The organism is Streptomyces sp. NPDC051173 (assembly GCF_040689515.1).
Classification (GTDB): domain Bacteria; phylum Actinomycetota; class Actinomycetes; order Streptomycetales; family Streptomycetaceae; genus Streptomyces.
This window is the reverse complement of the sequence record NZ_JBFBBD010000086.1, coordinates 1-16,588: the sequence shown is the minus strand read 5'-3', so window position 1 is coordinate 16,588 and position 16,588 is coordinate 1. Positions and strand designations below refer to the sequence as shown.

The following is a 16,588-nucleotide window of genomic DNA, read 5'->3' as shown; positions in this document are numbered from 1 at the left end:
CTGCGCGACGGCGTCTGCACGGTGCCCGCAAAGTCTGCCGGATCCGCCCCGGCCCGGCGGGCGAATCCGTATACGAGCGGACAGAGGATGTCGCCGCGCCGAGTCACACCGCACCCTGGGGGGACCGAATCCCCGAACTCAGGAGCGAGTTGTGGTGAAGCTGTGGACCGTGACCATTGTTTCCGAGCGGTATCCGGCACCGGGACCCATGGCCCTGAGCTGCTCGCAGCCGGGCTGCCGGCCGGACGCGGTCCCGCTCCCTTCCGCGTCCGCCGCGCGCACGGCGGCGGCCGGACACCTGGCCGCGCACGGTCACGAAACGGATCCGGGGACGGCCTGCGGCTGCGGTGACGCTCCGGCCCACCACGTCATCACCCATACGCGCGGCGGCCGGACATGGCACCTCCTCGAACTCTGCGCCGCCTGCACCGGGTCCATTCCGGACGCGCGCGTCCTCCGGCCGCTGAACGCCCGCTCCCACCGGCGCGCCCCGAACGCGACCCGGGCGAAAACCGCCCCGTCCGCCGGCTGAGCGGACAAGGGGACCGGCACACCCGCGCCGGAGAACCGCACGATCGAGGTGATCGGTGGGCCGTACGGCGTAGCGCGGCCGACCGGGGGCACACGCGCCGGATAAGCTCCCGGAGTTGCTCGGCGAGGGAGGCCGTACTCATGGGGTGCGGCGATCCGTCATCGGCGCACCCCTCGTACGAGGTCTGTCGTGGCCCGGGTGACGGCCACTCGACCGGTACCGAAAGTCTCACACGAGGAGTGCAGCCATGGCCGAGGTAAAGCTGACCGCCGAGCCCCGTACCGAGTTCGGCAAGGGCTACGCCCGCCGCGTCCGCCGCGACAACAAGGTCCCGGCCGTCATCTACGGCCATGGTGCCGACCCCAAGCACGTGGCGATCGAGGGCCACGCGCTGATGATGGCGCTCAAGACCCCGAACGTACTGATCAGGCTGGACATCAAAGGCAAGAGCGAACTGGTCATCCCCAAGGCCGTGCAGCGCGAGGCCGTCCGCGGCTTCCTCGTCCACGTCGACCTCCTCACCGTGAAGAAGGGCGAGAAGGTCACCGTCGAGGTGCCGGTGCACACCGAGGGCGAGCTCGCCCCCGGCGGCAACCTGCTCGAACACATCCTCAACGCCCTGCCGGTGGAGGCCGAGGCCACCCACATCCCCCAGGGGTTCACCGTGTCCATCGAGGGGATGGAGGCCGGGCACACCATCCGCGCCAAGGACATTCCGCTGCCGCGCGGCACCTCCCTGGCCATCGACGAGGAGGAGGCCGTCCTCCAGGTGGTCGCGGCGCAGGCCGAGGAGCCTGCCGAGGAAGAGGAGGAGGAAGCCGAGGAGGGCGCCGCCGCGCCGCAGGCCGAGGCCGAGGCGGAGTCCGAGGAGAGCTGACCCTCCCGGTGCGGTGTGCGGCCCCCGTCACGGGGACCGCACACCGCCCGCGCGGGCTCAGGCCGCGGGCGGGTTGGGCTTGATGACGGCGAACGGCGCCCCGGAGGGATCGGCGAGCCAGGCGATGCGGCCCACGTCCGGCACATCCGCCGCGGGCATCAGGACCGAGCCGCCGTTCTCCTGGGCGCTACTGACGATCGCGTCGACGTCATCGGCGGCGAAATACGGGATCCAGCGCGTCTCGCTGTCCTCGTCCGCGGCCACGAGGCCGCCGAAGGACGCGTCCTGCTGGTCGCCCTCCGCCGTGGAGAGCACCGTGTACGCCATCCCTCCGGCCTCCATCTCCTGGCTCCGCCATCCGAACAGCGAGCGGTAGAAGGAGAAGGCGGCCGTGGGGTCGGCGGTGTGCAGCTCGGCCCAGCACAGGGTGTTGCTCTCGGAGGCGGCCTCCAGGCCCTTGACCGCGGCGGGCTGCCACAGGGAGAACTCGGCACCGGACGGGTCGCTGAGACACGCCATCCGCCCCGCGTCCATCACGTCGAACGGCGCGACGCGCACCCTGCCGCCGCTCTGCTCGACGGCCTTCACGGCGGCGTCCGCGTCGGGAGTCCGGAAATACACGGTCCAGGCCGGGGACGCGCCCTCCTCGGTGAGCGGCCCGAGGCCCGCGACCGTCCTGCCGTCCTTCTGGAAGAAGCCGTACCCCCCGGCATCCGGCCCCGCCGACTGGAGGTCCCAGCCGAAGACCGCGCCGTAGAAGGCGGCGGAGGCCGCGGTGTCCGGGCTGCCGAGGTCGAGCCAGTTGGGCGAGCCGGTCACGAAGTCAGTGGTGAGCATGGTGATGTGCTCCTTCGACGGATCGTCGCCGGGGCCCGCTCGCCGCGGACGCGGAGAACGCTCGTCCCCCGGCCGCCCTTCAGTCTGGCACCGGTCACTGACAATCGCCCGGTGCCCGGCCGCACCGCGCCCCCGGCGCGCGGAGTCGCGCGAGGGCGGCCGGGGGGCCACCGGGGACGCGCCTCAGATCGTCGCGGTGTCGATCACGAAGCGGTACCGGACGTCACTGGCGAGAACCCGCTCGTACGCCTCGTTGACGCGGTCGGCGCTGATCACCTCGATGTCGGCACCGAGCTGGTGCTCACCGCAGAAGTCCAGCATCTCCTGGGTCTCCGGGATGCCGCCGATCATCGAGCCGGCGAGGGACCGGCGGCCGGTGATCAGGGCGAAGGCGGCCACCGGCAGCGGCTTCTCCGGGGCACCCACCTGCACCAGCGTGCCGTCGGTCTTCAGCAGGGAGAGGTAGGCGCCGAGGTCGAGGTCGGCGGAGACCGTGTTCACGATCAGGTCGAAGGTGCCCGCCAGCGCCTCGAAGGTCGCCGGGTCGGACGTGGCGTGGAAGTGGTCCGCGCCCAGCCGCTCGCCGTCGTCCTTCTTGCGCAGGGACTGGCTGAGCACGGTGACCTCCGCGCCCATCGCGTGCGCGATCTTCACGCCCATGTGCCCGAGGCCGCCGAGCCCCACGATGGCGACCTTCTTGCCGGGCCCGGCCTGCCAGTGGGCGAGCGGGGAGTAGAGCGTGACCCCGGCGCACAGCAGCGGCGCCGCGGTGTCCAGCGGGATGCTGTCAGGGATGCGCAGGACGTAGTTCTCGTCGACGACGATCCGCGTGGAGTAGCCGCCGTACGTGATCTCGCCGTCACGGCCCGTCGCCCCGTAGGTGCCGACCATGCCGGACGCACCCGTGCAGTACTGCTGGAGACCGGCCTTGCAGTTGTCGCACTCGCGGCAGGAGTCGACGAAACAGCCGACGCCCACGCGGTCGCCGACGGCGTACTTCGTGACACCCGAACCGACCGCGGACACCACACCGGCGATCTCGTGGCCGGGGACGACCGGGAAGGTGCCCTCGCCCCACTCGGCGCGCGCCGTGTGGATGTCGGAGTGGCAGATGCCCGCGTACTTGATCTCGATGAGGACGTCGTGCTCGCCCGGCTCGCGGCGCGCGATGGTGGTGCGCTCCAGCGGGGCCTTCGGCGCGGGCGCGGCGTAAGCGGGGACAGTGGTGTGGTTCATGGTCACGAGCATGCGCCCGCCGGGAAGTGCTAGCCAGGCCTCCGCTCAGCCTACGTTCGCCGTGCCTACCACTGGCAGTACCACCCTGGCCCGCGCGGCCGCCCCGCATACTGGAAGCCATGGACCAGCGCACCGAACTGAGCGAGTTCCTCCGTTCCCGCCGAGCCCGGCTGAGCCCCGAGGACGTGGGCCTGACGCCGCACGGCGGCCGGCGGCGCGTGCCCGGACTGCGCCGCGAGGAGCTCGCCCAGCTCGCCGGTGTCAGCGTCGCGTACTACACACGCCTCGAACAGGGCCGCGGACAGAACGTGTCCAGCTCGGTGCTCGACGCCATAGCGGACGCGCTGAGCCTGAGCCGGGCCGAGCGGGATCACCTCAACCACCTGGTCCGGCCCTCCCGGACGGGCAAACCCCAGGTGCGCACGCAGCGCGTCCGCCCGGCGGTGCAGCAGCTGATCGACAGCATGGACGTCCCCGCCTACGTCGTCGGCCGGCGGCTGGACGTCATCGCCTGGAACCGGATGGCCTGCGCCCTCCTCGGCGACTACGCGGCGGCCCCCGCCCACCAGCGCAACATGGCCTGGCAGATCTTCCTCGACCCGGCCTCCCGCGAGCTCTACGTGGAGTGGGAGCGCAAGGCCGCAGACATCGTCGCCTTCCTCCGGCTCGACGCCGGGCGCTACCCCGACGACCCGCTGCTCGCCGCGCTCGTCGGCGAACTCTCGGTCAAGAGCCAGGAGTTCAGGGAGCTGTGGGCCACGCACGACGTGCAGGACAAGGGCTTCGGGGTGAAGCGGCTGCACCACCCCGTCGTGGGCCCGCTGACGCTCGCGTACGAGACGCTGGTGCTCCCGGCGGACGCGGGCCAGCAATTGGTCACCTATCACGCCGAGCCGGGATCCGCCTCCGCGGAGTCGCTGCGCCTGCTGGCCAGTTGGTCGCTGGGCGCGGCCGAGTCCCGTACGGACATGCCTCGCCCCACGGCGTGACGGGCGGGAAAGGGGCGTGGAATTCCCTCCGGTCGTGCCGCCGTGCGGAATTGATGCGATGGGCTGATGAATTCCGGCCGTCGCGGAAACAGTGACCTGCCGCGGGAATGCCCGTTTACCAGGGCATGAAGCGCACTTCCGTGGTTCTCGTACTCGCCGCCTCGGTGCTGGCCGCCGCACCCGTCGCCCACGCCCACGCCGACGACCCCGTGTCCCGGCTGGCCAAGCTGGGTGACGCGTCGAAGCGACTGCCGGTCAACAACGGCATTCACAAGATCAAGGGCGTGGGCGAAGCCCTCGCGAGCCATATCGAAGAGGGGAAGTTGGTGCCTGACAGCGAAGCGTCGCTGCGCCTGGGCCGTCATTGAGGGCCGAATTCGCGTGCCCCCCTGCCGGGGCTTTTCCGGTCATCGGAAAGCCCCGGCAGGAGAGCGTAGCCGGATGGGCCTGTGCCTCCGGGACGCCGCCGATGAGGCGTCCCGGAGGCACGGTGCTTCACCGGCGCGCGTCAGCGCTTGGCGGCCGGCTTCTCCTTCGGCTTGTTGGCCTCGGTGACGTTCACCGCGGACCACGCCTTGTCGACCGTCTTGTACTCGGTGCTGTCGGCGCCGTAGATGTCCGCGGCGGCCTGGAGCGTGGCGGTGCGGGCCTCGTGGAAGTCCGTGGTCGAGACCATGTACCGGGTCAGCGCGCGGTAGAAGATCTGCTCCGCCTTGTCCCGGCCGATGCCGGTCACGGTCGAGCCGTCGTGGGTGGGGGAGTCGTAGTCCACGCCGTTGATGCTCTTCTTGCCGCTGCCCTCGGCCAGCAGGTAGAAGGCGTGCGAGGAGACGCCCGAGCCCGCGTGGACCTCACGGTCGTAGGAGCCGGAGTCCCAGTAGTCGACGGTGCCCTCGAGCTTGTCCTGGGACGGGTCGTCGAGGCGGCGCAGGAACTTCTGGTCCAGGCCGAGCTTCTCGCCGATCAGGTAGTTCGGGGGGTTGGCCGGGTTGTTGGTCTTGAACTCGACGGCCGTGCCGAAGATGTCGGCGAACGACTCGTTGAGCGAGCCCGCCTCGCCGAACTGGTTCTGCCGCTCGTCCACCCGCGTCGGCTGGAAGTCGGCCGTCGCCTCGACCACGCCGTGGGTGAGCTCGTGACCGGTGACGTCCAGGGCGACCAGCGCCTGCTTGAACGTTTCTCCATCACCGTCGCCGTAGAGCATGCACGAGCAGTCGGGGGACCAGAAGGCGTTGCCCACCTTGTCGCCGAAGTGCACGACCGCGTTCGGGCCGTTGCCGTCGTCCTTGATGCCGTTGCGGCCGAAGGTGCTCTTGTAGAAGTCGAGCGTGCTGGTGATGCCGTACTGCGCGTCCACCGCGGCGGTGGTCGGGTCCGAGGACGTGCCGTTGCCCCAGCTGTTGCCGGTGTGGATGAAGGGCTTGCCGTCCTTGAAGGACCCGATCTCCTTGCCGCCCGCGTCCCGGGTCTCGGCGCCGCCGCGGCTGGGGTCCTTGAGCGTGAAGGTGTTCTCGGCGGTCTGCGTGGTCGTCAGCGGCACCTTGCCGACGAAGAGGGAGGAGCCGGAACCGGTCGCCGGGGCGGGGAAGCTGCCCTGGGCCTTGCCGCCCTTCGCGGGCGCGGTGGCCTTCGAGCCGGTCTGCGGGGTGGCCTTGGCTCCCGTGCTGCGCAGCTTGGACTTCAGCTGGGGGGATATGAAGCCGTCGGTGAGCGGGGTGCTGCTGAGCACCTTGCCGGAGGCGGCGTCGACGACGACCGAGTGGATCCCGCCGGTCTCGGGGGTGTGGCTGTCGGTGACGGTGACCCGGTAGGCGAGGACCGACGTGCCCGCCGTCGCGTCGACGACCAGCTCGGTCCTGCCCGCCTTGCCGTCGGCCGAGGACGCGGCCTTGGCGGCGGCCTGGGAGGCCGTCAGCTTGGGGGCGACGGTGGGCAGGGATATCTCGTGGTGTATCGCCCGGGTCGTGCTGAGGTACTTGTTCTTGGCGTCGAGGTGGACGACGAGGTCACCGCCGACCACGGGCACACCGCGGTAGACCCGGGTGAAGCGGACGTGCCGCTTGCCCTCGGGGTCGATGAGGGTGTCCTTGACGTTCAGGGTCTCCGCCTTGCCGACACCGGTCGCGGAGGAGTGGGCGACAGCGGCGGTGCGGGCCGCCTTGACGATCTCGGCCTTGGCGGCGGCCGTGGCCGCCGTGACGGCGGAGGCCCGCGCTGTCGCACGGGCCTGGTCCTGGCCGCTGGGCGTCGCTGCGGCGGTGCCCGCCATGGTGGCCGCGGCCACGACCGCGACGGCGGTGGCGGTGAGCACTCGTCTGTGGGATGTGGGGGATGTACGCACTGTTCAGCGCCCTTTGCGGTGAGGGCGGTTCGGGACGTGCCCGGCCGCCTGCATACACGCGGTGCTGTCACTGGCGCACCGCGGGAACCTGTGGTCCCGCGGAGGACTCTGCCTGCATTGGCATGCCCACGAAAAGAGGAAAAGTCGTGATGTCCGGTGAGTTGATCAAGTCTTAACAAAGCGTCAACGCAAGGTGAGCGTGCGGCGACTTGGTGTCCACTCGCGGGTGAAGACGGCGGGTCGTGGGCGGGGGTTGTCACGACGGGCGAAGTGCTCACTATGTGAGACAGCAGGGGTGCTCGGTGAAGGAGCGCCTCATGCCTGCCAGTTGCCGCCCTCGACGCGGCGCCCCCGTCGGCGCAGCCGGGCGGCCAGCCCCTCCTCCGCCAGGTACGTCCAGGCCCGCACCGTGTCGCCGCCGAGCAGTTGGACCGGGCGGACGACTCGGACGTAGTGGTTGGCCGAGCCGCCGGGTTCGTAGCCCTCCAGCGCGTCGAGGGACGCCAGCAGCGCGTCGTGGCGGTCGGCCGGCAGCCACAGCACCTCGCCGACGACCTCGCCTTCCGGGTCCGCCACCGCGTAGGGATATCCCGGCCCCTCGAAGAGGACCGCGCCGCGCAGCCGCGCCGGTTCCTCCGCCACCGTGCGGCCGAGCAGGAACACCGTGTGGTTCCTCCGGCCGGGACGCAGCGTTCCGTATACGAAGACGGGCAGTGGTCCGCCGTGCACCACTTCGGGCTCCCTCCGTCCGCGGCCGCCGCCGGAAGGCGGGGGCACCGGGCCCGCCGTAAACTACCCGTATGGGAGAGCGGCCGGTCGCGCCCTCCGCCCCCGAACTCGTCATCGAGTCCGACAGCGGCTCGCGGACGATGAGTCCGAGCCGGGTCTACCACGTGGGGCGCGATCCCTCGAGTGACATCGTGCTCGACGACGCGCGGGTGTCATGGCACCACGCGGTGCTCCGGCCCGTCGAGGACCACTGGACGGTCGAGGACACCGGCAGCACCAACGGCACCTACGCCGAGGGCCACCGCGTCCGGATCCTGGACGTGGACGCGGGCGCCGTCATCCGCTTCGGCAACCCCTCAGACGGCCCGGCCGCCGTGCTCAGGCGGAGCGAGGCGCCCGTGTCCGTGCCCGGTGCCACCGGGACGTTCCGCGCACCCACCTCCGTGCGTCCCCTCCCGTCCCGCACCGTCCGCATCGGCCGGGGCGCCGACAACGACCTGACCGTCGACGACCTGGTCGTCTCCCGGCGCCACGCCGAGTTCCGCGCCACCCCGGACGGCGGTTACGAGATCGTGGACCTCGGCAGCCACAACGGCACCTACCTCGACGGACGCCCCGTGCAGCGTGCTGCCGTGCACCCCGGCGACATCGTCGGCATCGGCCACTCCGCGTTCTGCCTCGTCGGAGACGAACTCCAGGAGTACGTCGACACCGGCGAGGTCTCGCTCGACGTCCAGGACCTGTCCGTCCACGTGGACAAGGGGCGCAGGACGCTGCTGGACGACGTCTCGTTCCCGGTGCGCGCCAAGTGCCTGCTCGCCGTCGTCGGGCCGAGCGGCGCGGGCAAGTCGACCCTCCTCAACGCCCTCACCGGGCTGCGGCCCGCCGACCGCGGCACCGTGCTCTACGACGGCCGCGACCTCTACCACGACTACGCCGAACTCCGGGCGCGCATCGGGCTCGTACCGCAGGAGGACATCCTGCACGGCCAGCTGAGCGTGCGCCGCGCCCTCGGCTACGCCGCGGAGCTGCGCTTCCCCGGCGACACCGCGAAGGCCGAACGCCGGGCGCGCGTCGACGAGGTGATCGGCGAACTCGGCCTCAGCCGGCGCGTCGACCAGCCCGTCCACAGCCTCTCCGGCGGCCAGCGCAAGCGCGTGAGCGTCGCCCTGGAACTCCTCACGAAACCGTCCCTGCTCTTCCTCGACGAACCCACCTCCGGCCTCGACCCCGGCATGGACCGCTCGGTGATGACCATGCTGCGCGACCTGGCCGACGACGGCCGCACGGTCATCGTCGTCACCCACAGCGTGCTCAGCCTCGACCTGTGCGACCGGCTGCTGGTCCTCGCGCCCGGCGGGCGGACCGCGTTCTACGGACCTCCCGGCGAGACCCTGCCCTTCTTCGGCTTCTCCCAGTGGCCCGAGGCGTTCGAGGCGTTCGAGAACGACACCGGGCGCGACTGGGCGGGGGAGTACCGGGCCTCCCCGCAGTACCACCGGTACGTCAGCGCCGCCTCCGAACAGCCCCACCTGCCCGGCGCCCCCGACCGCGCCCCCGCCCCCGCGCCGCTCAAGGCACAGAGCTGGGGCGCCCAACTGCGCACGCTGGTGCGCCGCTACGCGGCCGCGCTGACCGCCGACCGCACCTTCCTCGCCATCATGATCGCGCTGCCGTTCGTGATGGGCGCGATGACCAGGGCCCTCGCGGGCAGCAGGCTGACCCCCGACTCCGCGATGAACGCCCTGCTCATCCTGTGCGTCGGCGGAGTGCTCACCGGCGCCGCCAACGCCGTGCGCGAGCTCGTCAAGGAACGGGCCATCTACCAACGGGAGCGCGCCGTCGGGCTGTCCAGATCCGCGTATCTGATGTCGAAGGTCGTGGTCCTGGGACTGATCACCGTCTGCCAGGCGGTCGTCCTCACCTTCGTCGGACTCTTCGGCGTCGAGACCTCCGCCCCGCGCGGCAGGGGCGTCCTCCTGCCACCGCTCGTCGAGATCACCCTGGCCGTCGCGCTGCTGTCGTTCACCGCCATGATGCTCGGCCTGCTGGTGTCGGCACTCGTCCGCAAGGAAGAGGTCACCATGCCGCTGCTGGTGCTCCTCGCGATCGTCCAGGTCGTCTTCTGCGGCGCGCTGCTCGAACTGCACGGCGTGCCGGGCCTGGAGCAGCTCGCGTGGCTGGTGCCCGCGCGCTGGGCCCTGGGCGCGATGGCCGGCACGGTCGACCTCCCGCACCTCGTGCCCGGCGGCATCACCGCCGACCCGCTCTTCCGCCACTCCACCGGTACCTGGCTGCTCGACATGGGGATGATGGTGGTGCTGTCGGCCGTCTGCGGCCTCCTCGTCGCCCGGCTGCTGCGCCGCCACGAGCCCGCCGTCATGCGGAAGTAGCAGGTGGGAGCCGCCTCATGAACCCAGCCGCCGGACCCGGCACCGCCGCGGGCTTCCGCCCCACCCACGTCGTGCCCCCGGACGGGCTGCCCGCCTGGGCGGCCCCGGACGCGGCCGTGCGCACGGAGCCGCTGGATCCGCTGCTGCCCGTGCGGCTCCTGGACCGCCGGGGCGACTGGGGGCGGGTGCTCTGCTCCAACGGCTGGACCGCCTGGGTCGACTCCCGCCCGCTCGTCCCGCTGCCCCAGGGGCCGCCCGCCGCCGGTGGGCCGCTCACCCGCACGGCCGACGCCCGGCGGCTGCTCGCCCGGGTCGAGGAGACCCTGGGCCGCTACCGCCGGGCGGTAGCCGACCTGGCCGCCGGGCGCACCGACGGGGAGACCTTCCGGCGGGACACCGAGGGGCTGCGGATCGGGGTGGTCGTCGACGGGGAGGCCGTCTGGCTCTACGACCCGGAGGAGGACCACTGGTGCTACTGCGACGGCACCGCCATGACGGCCCTCGCGCCACCGGACCGGGCGGCACCGGCGGGCGGCGACGCCGACGCCACCCGGATCGTCGGGCCGGGTGACGGCGGATGAGCCCGGACCGCGCGCTGCCGGGCGACCCCGTCGAGCGGCCCTCCGAGCTGATCGGGCGGCGCATCGCCACGTACGAGGTGGAGAGCGAGATCGGCCGCGGTGGCATGGCGGTCGTCTACCGCGCGCGTGACCTGAGGCTCGGCCGGATCGTCGCCCTGAAGCTGCTCGCCCCGGAACTCGCCCGCAACGACACCTTCCGGCAGCGCTTCGGCCACGAGTCGAGGGTGGCCGCCGCCATCGACCACCCGCACATCGTGCCGGTCTTCGAGGCCGGTGAGGCCGACGGGCTGCTCTACATCGCCATGCGGTACGTCGCCGGGCAGGACCTCCGCGCGCTCCTCGACCGCGACGGGCCGCTGCCGCTCGCCACCGCCTGCCGGATCGCCGCCCAGGTCGCCTCCGCCCTCGACGCCGCCCACGCCCACGACCTGGTGCACCGCGACGTCAAGCCCGGCAACATCCTGGTGGCGGAGGGCACCGACAGCGACCACCCCGAGCACGTGTACCTCACCGACTTCGGGCTGACGAAGAAGTCGCTGTCGCTGACCGGCTACACCCGGGTGGGCCAGTTCGTCGGCACTTTGGACTACGTGGCGCCCGAGCAGATCTCCGGGAAGCCGGTGGACGGGCGCTGCGACGTCTACAGCCTGGGCTGCGTGGTCTTCGAGATGCTCTCGGGCACCCCGCCCTTCCGGCGGGACGACGACATCGCGCTGCTGTGGGCGCACCAGTACGATCCGCCGCCCCGGCTCTCCGACCGGCTCCCCGGCCTGCCGCCCGGGGTGGACGAGGTGCTCGCCGGCGCCCTGGCGAAGTCCCCTGACGAGCGGTTCGAGAGCTGTCTGCGGTTCGTGACCGAACTGCGCCGCGCGGCGGGCGGGCCGGCGCACCGGCCGGTGGAGCACGCCGCGACCCGGGTGGACCCGTACCGTCCCGCCGGCTTCCCGCCGCCGGCGCCACCGCGCTGGGCGGCGCCGGTCTTCCCGGAAAGGGGCCTGTGACGGGCCGTCGGTTCAGAGCTCGCCGCGGCGGTGCACCCGCCACGCGAGGACACCGCCCAGCGTGCCCGCGATCGCCCCCCACAGCAGCCCGAGCCCCAGCAGCGTCCACAGCCTCGGCCGCAGCGTGACCTCGCCGCCGAAACCACCCAGGTCACCGACGCCGAGCAGCGACAGCCCGAACCGCGCCGAGACCCAGGTGAGCGCCCCGACGACGAGCAGCGTCACGGCCAGCGCCACCGCCAGCCGGACGCCGTGCCGCCAGGGCGGGGTCCCCGCCGGGGACCGTACGGCCGTGACGAACCCCGCCGCGAGCAGCGCGAACGCGGCCAGGGCCACCAGCAGCCAGGCGCGCCCGTCCTGTTCGGCGAGCGAGGAGACGTTCACGGCGGCGGTGCCGTGCTTCACGCGCAGCACCGCGGCCAGCGCCTTGGGGAACGGCAGTCCGATGGCGTCCGGGACCCGCCCGTCCCAGGTGCCGCCGAGGCCCACACCGAAGCCGAGCCAGGCGAGGTTGGGCAGTCCCAGCAGCAGGACGGCGACCGTCTCGGCCGTGTGGCCCCGGGTGCACAGGACGACCACGCCGACGACGAGCCCCACCACCACATACGCCAGCAGGACCACCAGCATCGCGAACGCGGCGGGCCGTACGGCGTCCTGGAAGCGCAGCAGCCGCGACGGCAGCGGGGTCTTGCGGGACACCGCGACGGCCAGGGCCAGCAGCACCAGCAGCCACAGCAGCCCGAGGCCGAGCGTGGGCCCCATCGCCGCGCGGAAGCCGACGACCGGCGTCGCCCCCAGGGCCGCACCGATGTCGCCGATCAGCGAATCGCCCAGGTCGATACGGAAGGTGTGCCGGGCGGCGAGCGTGATCAGCACCAGGGCGAGCAGCCACAGCAGGGCCGTACGGGCGATCCGGCCCAGCAGCTCGCCGCCGCTCGCCACCGCCCGGTGACGCAGCGGCAGCAGGAAGACCACGGCGACGGCCAGGGCACCGGCCAGGGTCACCGAGAGGGGGACGACGTCCAGGCTCGCGCCCGTACGGCCGAAGAAGCCGGCGCCGCCCGACAGCTCCACCGAGCCCCCGACGGCGGTGACCAAGGTGGCCGCGAGGACGGAGGGGAAGGCGCCGCCGGGCAGCCCGTCGGCCCCGGCCGCCCACAGGCCGAGCGCCGCGACGGCGGCCATCGCGGCGACTCCCGCGGCCACCGCCGCGAACGCGTCCCACCAGGCGCGCAAGGGATGGTGCGCGGTACCCGGGGCGGCGGCCCTCGGTGGCTGGCTCACGCTGCCTCCGGAAACGTCGTCGACGGTGGTCGGTGTGCGGCCCGGCCGGGCGGCCCGCAGTTCAACCTAAGCCCGCGGGTGCCGCGCCACCTGTTGGGCGCGTGCTTCGGGGCCCGGCCTTCCATTTGCGGGGCGCGCCGGTTTGCGTCACACAATGAACAGCGGCGAAAGAGAACAAAACAGACAACCGGACATCGCCTCCACCGTAGGAGAAGGGCCCCGTGTCGTCCGAACCACCGTCAGAGAAGCGTCCCACCGGTCCACCGTCCGGCCCCCTCGCCGGGCAGGGGTCCGGCTCCGGGGCGTCCACTCCGGAGCCCACTCGGCCCGACTGGCCGTCGGATGCCCCGGCCGCGCCCGAGGGCCCGTCAGGACCGGTTGGTCCGCCCACTCCGCCCGCCCCGCCGACCGGTGGCCACGGCTTCCCGGGCGAAGGGCCCGGCGGGGGAGGTCCCTGGTGGCGGTCCGTGCCCAAGATGGCGCTTCTCGCGGGTGCGCTCGTCGCGGCCGCGGCGCTGGCCGTCTTCTTCCTCCGTTCGGACAACGGCGGCTCCGGGGAGGTCTTCCTCCAGTCGGCCTCGGCCGAGGGCAGCGACCCCTTCACCGCGTCGACGGCGAAGGACACCGGCGGCCAGGCGACCGCCGCGCCCACCGCCCCCGCCGCCACGGGCGCCTCCGGGACCCGTACCGTCCAGGGCTCGGCACCCGGCCTCTACGGCGGCACCCAGAACGTGTCGAGCTGCGACGTCGACCGTCAGACCGGCTATCTGACCGAGGACCAGACGAAGGCCCGCGCCTTCGCGAGCGCCGCCGGGATCGAGCCCGGTGACGTCCCCGAATATCTGCGCGGCCTCACTCCCCTGCAACTGCGCGCCGACACCCGGGTCACCAACCACGGTTACAGGAGCGGCTCGGCCACGGCCTACCAGGCCGTGCTCCAGGCGGGCACGGCCGTGCTCGTCGACGACCGGGGCATGCCGCGCGTGCGCTGCGCCTGCGGCAACCCGCTCGGCCCGCCCGTCGCCACCAAGGGCACCCCCGAACCCAAGGGGAAGGCGTGGCGCGCCTACCGCCCCGGCGAGGCGATCGCCGTCGTCCCGGCCGGCGCGGCCATGGACGTCATGGTCGTCTACGACCCGCGGACCGGCCAGTGGTTCGAGCGCCCGGTGGGCACGAGGGGCGACAGCGACAGCCCCACCTCGCGCCCCAGCACCGGGACGTCACCGGGCCCGGCACCGTCGAGCACGGCGCCGAGCAGCCCCGCGCCGTCGCAGTCGTCCCCCTCGCCGTCGGTGTCCCACAGCTCCCCGCCGCCGTCCCCGTCCCCGAAGGCACCCGGTCCTGCGTACGGCCCCGCAGCCCGGCCCGGGGCCCGGCCGTGACCGACCGGCGGACCGCGCGAGGGGCCGGGCCTTCGGGCCTGTCCCGTTCGTACGCGCCCGAGCGGGCGAAACGCGACCCGGGCCGATGAGCCGGCCGCCCGCGCCCGCCGTCGTCGCCCCCGCGTACGCGAGGGCGGTGCCGGGGGCGGTGCGCGCGGTGCGTTCCGGGTGGCCGCTGTGCACGGCCGCGGTCCTCTACAACGCGTGGGTCCTGGAGTTCGTCCTGCCCACAGGGCTGGACGCCCGGCACTCCTACGTCAGTGAGCTCTTCGCCGCCGACCAGCGGCTCCACGTGCTCTTCGGCGGGATCGAGATCGTCACGGCCCTGCTCATCGCGGTGGGGGCGGCCCCGTGCGTACTGCCGCGAGGTGGCCCGGTCCCGGCGGACCGGTGGGCCACCGGCGGCCGCTGGGCGCTCGTCGCCTTCGCCGTGTCGTCCGTGGCCGACGTGCTCCTGCCGATGCGCTGCGCGCCGTCCGTCAACAGGGCCTGCGAGGCGGTGAATCCGTGGCACACGGGCACGAGCGCCCTCGCGCACGCCGCGCTGTTCGCTTCCATGACGCTGTTCATCGTCGCTTCACGGGCGGCCGGGGGCCGGTGGCCGCTGGTCCGCCGGTGGGCGCCGTGGGTGCTCGGAAGCGCGCTGGTGACGGCCCTGGCGACGGTGGGCCCGCTGTTCGGGAGGCCGGGGTGGCACGGGGTGCCGCAGCGGGCGCACCTGCTGCTGGTGGGGGTGTGGCTGGTGCTGCTCGCAGTGCCACCGCGCCGCCGGTGACGGGGGCCTCCGGGGACCCGTCGGCAGCAGGCACCTTGGGAGGTATTTCGGCAATGCTGTTCCGTTTAGGCGGGGCGCTTTTGGCTTTCGATGTAGCCCTTCACTGCTTGGAGTGATGTGCCTCCGCATGATCTCTTTGCGGCGCGTCAGCATCTCGTCGTGGAGGCGTTCCGCTGGTACTTGGTGGTGAAGGCCAAGTGCGCATGGAGGTGATGGATGACGTGACGGCCGCGCCTTACATCGGAGTTTGGATCCCAGCATGGTGACATTACCAACTGTAGTATTGTTCAGGCGGGTTGGCGGTGGAAGGAGGTGGGTCGGGTGATTCGTGCGTACAAGTTCCTGATGCGGCCCACCGTGGGGCAGACGGCCGCGCTCGGTGAGATGCTGCGGGATCACTGCTCGCTCTACAACGGCGCGCTGCAGGAACGCCGCGACGCCTACCGGCACGTCTCGAAGACCAGCATCAAGTACGGGGACCAGTCCGCGCAGCTCAAGGACATCCGGGCGTTCGACCCGGAGCGGCAGGGGCGCTGGTCGTTCTCGTCGCAGCAGGCCACCTTGCGCCGGTTGGACAAGGCGTTCGCTGCGTTCTTCCGCCGTGTGAAGTCCGGCGATACGCCTGGATACCCACGCTTCAAGGGTCTCGGGCACTTCGACACCGTGACCTTCCCCAAGGACGGTGACGGCTGCCGCTGGGACTCCACCCCGCACGACTCCCGGACCCGGGTTCGTCTCCAAGGTGTCGGGCATGTACGGGTGCACCAGCACCGGCCCGTACGCGGCCGGGTCAAGACGATCAGCGTCAAGCGGGAAGGCCGCCGCTGGTACGTCATCCTCGCCTGTGACGACGTTCCCGCCGAACCGCTTCCGGTCACGGGCAGCATCGTGGGCATCGACGTGGGCACGGTGCACTTCTTCACCGGCTCGGGTGGCGTCCACGTCGAGAACCCCAGGTTCCTCGACAAGATGGCTGCCGGGCTGGCCGCCGCGCAGCGGCACCTGGACACCTTCCCCAAGCGCACCCGGCGCCGTACGAGGAAACACCGCGCCGCTGCTCGGAAGGTCGCCAAACTGCATGCCAAGATCCGGCGTCAGCGTCTCGACCACCACCACAAGCAGGCCCTTGCCCTGGTCCGCGAACATGACGTGATCGGGCACGAGAAGCTGAACACAGCGGGCATGACCAAGGCGCCCGCACCCAAGCCCGACCCCGGCAAGGATGGCGCGTTCCTCCCGAACGGTGCCGCCGCGAAGGCCGGACTGAACAAGAACATCCTCGACGCGGGTTGGGGGCTGTTCCTGGGAATCCTGGCGCAGAAGGCTGAGAGTGCCGCGCGCCGTGTGATCCCGGTGGACGCCCGCAATACCTCCCGCACCTGCCCGATTGCCGCCGGAGGCTGCGGGCACGTCGCGAAGGAGAACCGTGTCACCCAAGCGAAGTTCGAGTGCGTCAAGTGCGGGTTCGTTGAGAACGCCGACACGGTAGGCGCGCTGAACGTCCTGCACAGGGCCGGGCTGGTCCTCTGCGACGCTGCTTAGTGGTCTGCGTCGTAAATCCTTCGGGGGTTGATCATGCGGCTGGGGCGGCGGAGGATTCTTCTGGGTGATCGGCGGTGTGCCGGTCGAGT

Annotated in this window: 15 protein-coding genes; 10 read left to right on the top strand and 5 right to left on the bottom strand. The window is 72.2% G+C overall.

Annotated features, from left to right (window positions below; all coding sequences use genetic code 11):
- Nucleotides 1-169 precede the first annotated feature (169 nt).
- Both AB0435_RS29790 and AB0435_RS29785 read left to right on the top strand, forming a co-directional pair.
- Nucleotides 170-532, top strand: coding sequence for a hypothetical protein (locus AB0435_RS29790; protein ID WP_366428377.1), 363 nt, complete (start codon nt 170-172; stop codon nt 530-532).
- A 247-nt stretch (nt 533-779) separates the two neighbouring features.
- On the top strand, nt 780-1,409 hold the full coding sequence (locus AB0435_RS29785; protein ID WP_366003682.1) for a 50S ribosomal protein L25/general stress protein Ctc: 630 nt from the start codon (nt 780-782) through the stop codon (nt 1,407-1,409).
- Nucleotides 1,410-1,466: 57 nt separating this feature from the next.
- Here AB0435_RS29785 and AB0435_RS29780 read toward each other — a convergent pair whose 3' ends face one another.
- Nucleotides 1,467-2,246, bottom strand: coding sequence for a VOC family protein (locus AB0435_RS29780; protein WP_366428376.1), 780 nt, complete (start codon nt 2,244-2,246; stop codon nt 1,467-1,469).
- Nucleotides 2,247-2,429: 183 nt separating this feature from the next.
- Entirely contained in the window at nt 2,430-3,482 is a 1,053-nt protein-coding gene (locus AB0435_RS29775) for an NAD(P)-dependent alcohol dehydrogenase (RefSeq protein WP_366003679.1), read from the bottom strand.
- 119 nt (nt 3,483-3,601) lie between these two features.
- Between AB0435_RS29775 and AB0435_RS29770 the strand changes: the two genes are divergently transcribed.
- Both AB0435_RS29770 and AB0435_RS29765 read left to right on the top strand, forming a co-directional pair.
- Nucleotides 3,602-4,471 carry a helix-turn-helix transcriptional regulator gene (locus AB0435_RS29770; RefSeq protein WP_366003678.1) on the top strand — a complete coding sequence of 290 codons (870 nt, stop codon included), beginning with the start codon at nt 3,602-3,604 and terminating at the stop codon, nt 4,469-4,471.
- A gap of 125 nt (nt 4,472-4,596) precedes the next feature.
- Nucleotides 4,597-4,839 (top strand): hypothetical protein, encoded by a 243-nt coding sequence (locus AB0435_RS29765; RefSeq protein WP_366003677.1) that lies wholly within the window; start codon nt 4,597-4,599, stop codon nt 4,837-4,839.
- A 140-nt stretch (nt 4,840-4,979) separates the two neighbouring features.
- Here the strand turns inward: AB0435_RS29765 and AB0435_RS29760 are convergent, their stop codons facing one another.
- On the bottom strand, nt 4,980-6,740 hold the full coding sequence (locus tag AB0435_RS29760; RefSeq protein ID WP_366428383.1) for a M4 family metallopeptidase: 1,761 nt from the start codon (nt 6,738-6,740) through the stop codon (nt 4,980-4,982).
- Between the two features lie 387 nt (nt 6,741-7,127).
- Nucleotides 7,128-7,541, bottom strand: coding sequence for a gamma-glutamylcyclotransferase family protein (locus AB0435_RS29755; protein WP_366003676.1), 414 nt, complete (start codon nt 7,539-7,541; stop codon nt 7,128-7,130).
- Between the two features lie 71 nt (nt 7,542-7,612).
- On the opposite strand from AB0435_RS29755, the gene AB0435_RS29750 reads away from it, so the two are divergent.
- Genes AB0435_RS29750 through AB0435_RS29740 form a run of 3 tightly spaced genes read left to right on the top strand, consistent with a single transcriptional unit; the run spans nt 7,613 to nt 11,516 of the window.
- The gene (locus AB0435_RS29750) at nt 7,613-9,934 is read left to right on the top strand and encodes an FHA domain-containing protein (RefSeq protein WP_366003675.1); all 2,322 of its coding nucleotides are present in this window, start codon (nt 7,613-7,615) and stop codon (nt 9,932-9,934) included.
- A 17-nt stretch (nt 9,935-9,951) separates the two neighbouring features.
- Nucleotides 9,952-10,515 (top strand): hypothetical protein, encoded by a 564-nt coding sequence (locus tag AB0435_RS29745; RefSeq protein ID WP_366003674.1) that lies wholly within the window; start codon nt 9,952-9,954, stop codon nt 10,513-10,515.
- Nucleotides 10,512-11,516 carry a serine/threonine-protein kinase gene (locus AB0435_RS29740; RefSeq protein WP_366003673.1) on the top strand — a complete coding sequence of 335 codons (1,005 nt, stop codon included), beginning with the start codon at nt 10,512-10,514 and terminating at the stop codon, nt 11,514-11,516. Before AB0435_RS29745 ends, AB0435_RS29740 begins: the two co-directional genes overlap by 4 nt.
- 12 nt (nt 11,517-11,528) lie before the next feature.
- Here the strand turns inward: AB0435_RS29740 and AB0435_RS29735 are convergent, their stop codons facing one another.
- Nucleotides 11,529-12,800 (bottom strand): streptophobe family protein, encoded by a 1,272-nt coding sequence (locus AB0435_RS29735; protein ID WP_366428375.1) that lies wholly within the window; start codon nt 12,798-12,800, stop codon nt 11,529-11,531.
- A 476-nt stretch (nt 12,801-13,276) separates the two neighbouring features.
- Between AB0435_RS29735 and AB0435_RS29730 the strand changes: the two genes are divergently transcribed.
- The 3 genes from AB0435_RS29730 to AB0435_RS29720 all read left to right on the top strand — a co-directional run bounded on the left by AB0435_RS29730 (nt 13,277) and on the right by AB0435_RS29720 (nt 16,499).
- Nucleotides 13,277-14,182, top strand: a complete 906-nt coding sequence (locus tag AB0435_RS29730) for a DUF6777 domain-containing protein (protein ID WP_366428382.1) — start codon at nt 13,277-13,279, stop codon at nt 14,180-14,182.
- A gap of 85 nt (nt 14,183-14,267) precedes the next feature.
- Complete coding sequence (locus tag AB0435_RS29725) at nt 14,268-14,957, top strand: DUF998 domain-containing protein (RefSeq protein ID WP_366003671.1); 690 nt, start codon at nt 14,268-14,270, stop codon at nt 14,955-14,957.
- A 321-nt stretch (nt 14,958-15,278) separates the two neighbouring features.
- Nucleotides 15,279-16,499, top strand: coding sequence for a transposase (locus AB0435_RS29720; RefSeq protein ID WP_366428374.1), 1,221 nt, complete (start codon nt 15,279-15,281; stop codon nt 16,497-16,499).
- Nucleotides 16,500-16,588 lie beyond the last annotated feature (89 nt).

What these genes read in the sequence shown, in the direction of transcription:
- AB0435_RS29785 (WP_366003682.1), top strand. Translation starts at nt 780, where the DNA reads ATGGCCGAGGTAAAGCTGACCGCCGAGCCCCGTACCGAGTTCGGCAAG.
- AB0435_RS29760 (WP_366428383.1), bottom strand. Translation starts at nt 6,740, where the DNA reads ATGGCGGGCACCGCCGCAGCGACGCCCAGCGGCCAGGACCAGGCCCGT.
- AB0435_RS29775 (WP_366003679.1), bottom strand. Translation starts at nt 3,482, where the DNA reads ATGAACCACACCACTGTCCCCGCTTACGCCGCGCCCGCGCCGAAGGCC.
- AB0435_RS29740 (WP_366003673.1), top strand. Translation starts at nt 10,512, where the DNA reads ATGAGCCCGGACCGCGCGCTGCCGGGCGACCCCGTCGAGCGGCCCTCC.
- AB0435_RS29745 (WP_366003674.1), top strand. Translation starts at nt 9,952, where the DNA reads ATGAACCCAGCCGCCGGACCCGGCACCGCCGCGGGCTTCCGCCCCACC.
- AB0435_RS29780 (WP_366428376.1), bottom strand. Translation starts at nt 2,246, where the DNA reads ATGCTCACCACTGACTTCGTGACCGGCTCGCCCAACTGGCTCGACCTC.
- AB0435_RS29750 (WP_366003675.1), top strand. Translation starts at nt 7,613, where the DNA reads ATGGGAGAGCGGCCGGTCGCGCCCTCCGCCCCCGAACTCGTCATCGAG.
- AB0435_RS29765 (WP_366003677.1), top strand. Translation starts at nt 4,597, where the DNA reads ATGAAGCGCACTTCCGTGGTTCTCGTACTCGCCGCCTCGGTGCTGGCC.
- AB0435_RS29770 (WP_366003678.1), top strand. Translation starts at nt 3,602, where the DNA reads ATGGACCAGCGCACCGAACTGAGCGAGTTCCTCCGTTCCCGCCGAGCC.
- AB0435_RS29725 (WP_366003671.1), top strand. Translation starts at nt 14,268, where the DNA reads ATGAGCCGGCCGCCCGCGCCCGCCGTCGTCGCCCCCGCGTACGCGAGG.
- AB0435_RS29730 (WP_366428382.1), top strand. Translation starts at nt 13,277, where the DNA reads ATGGCGCTTCTCGCGGGTGCGCTCGTCGCGGCCGCGGCGCTGGCCGTC.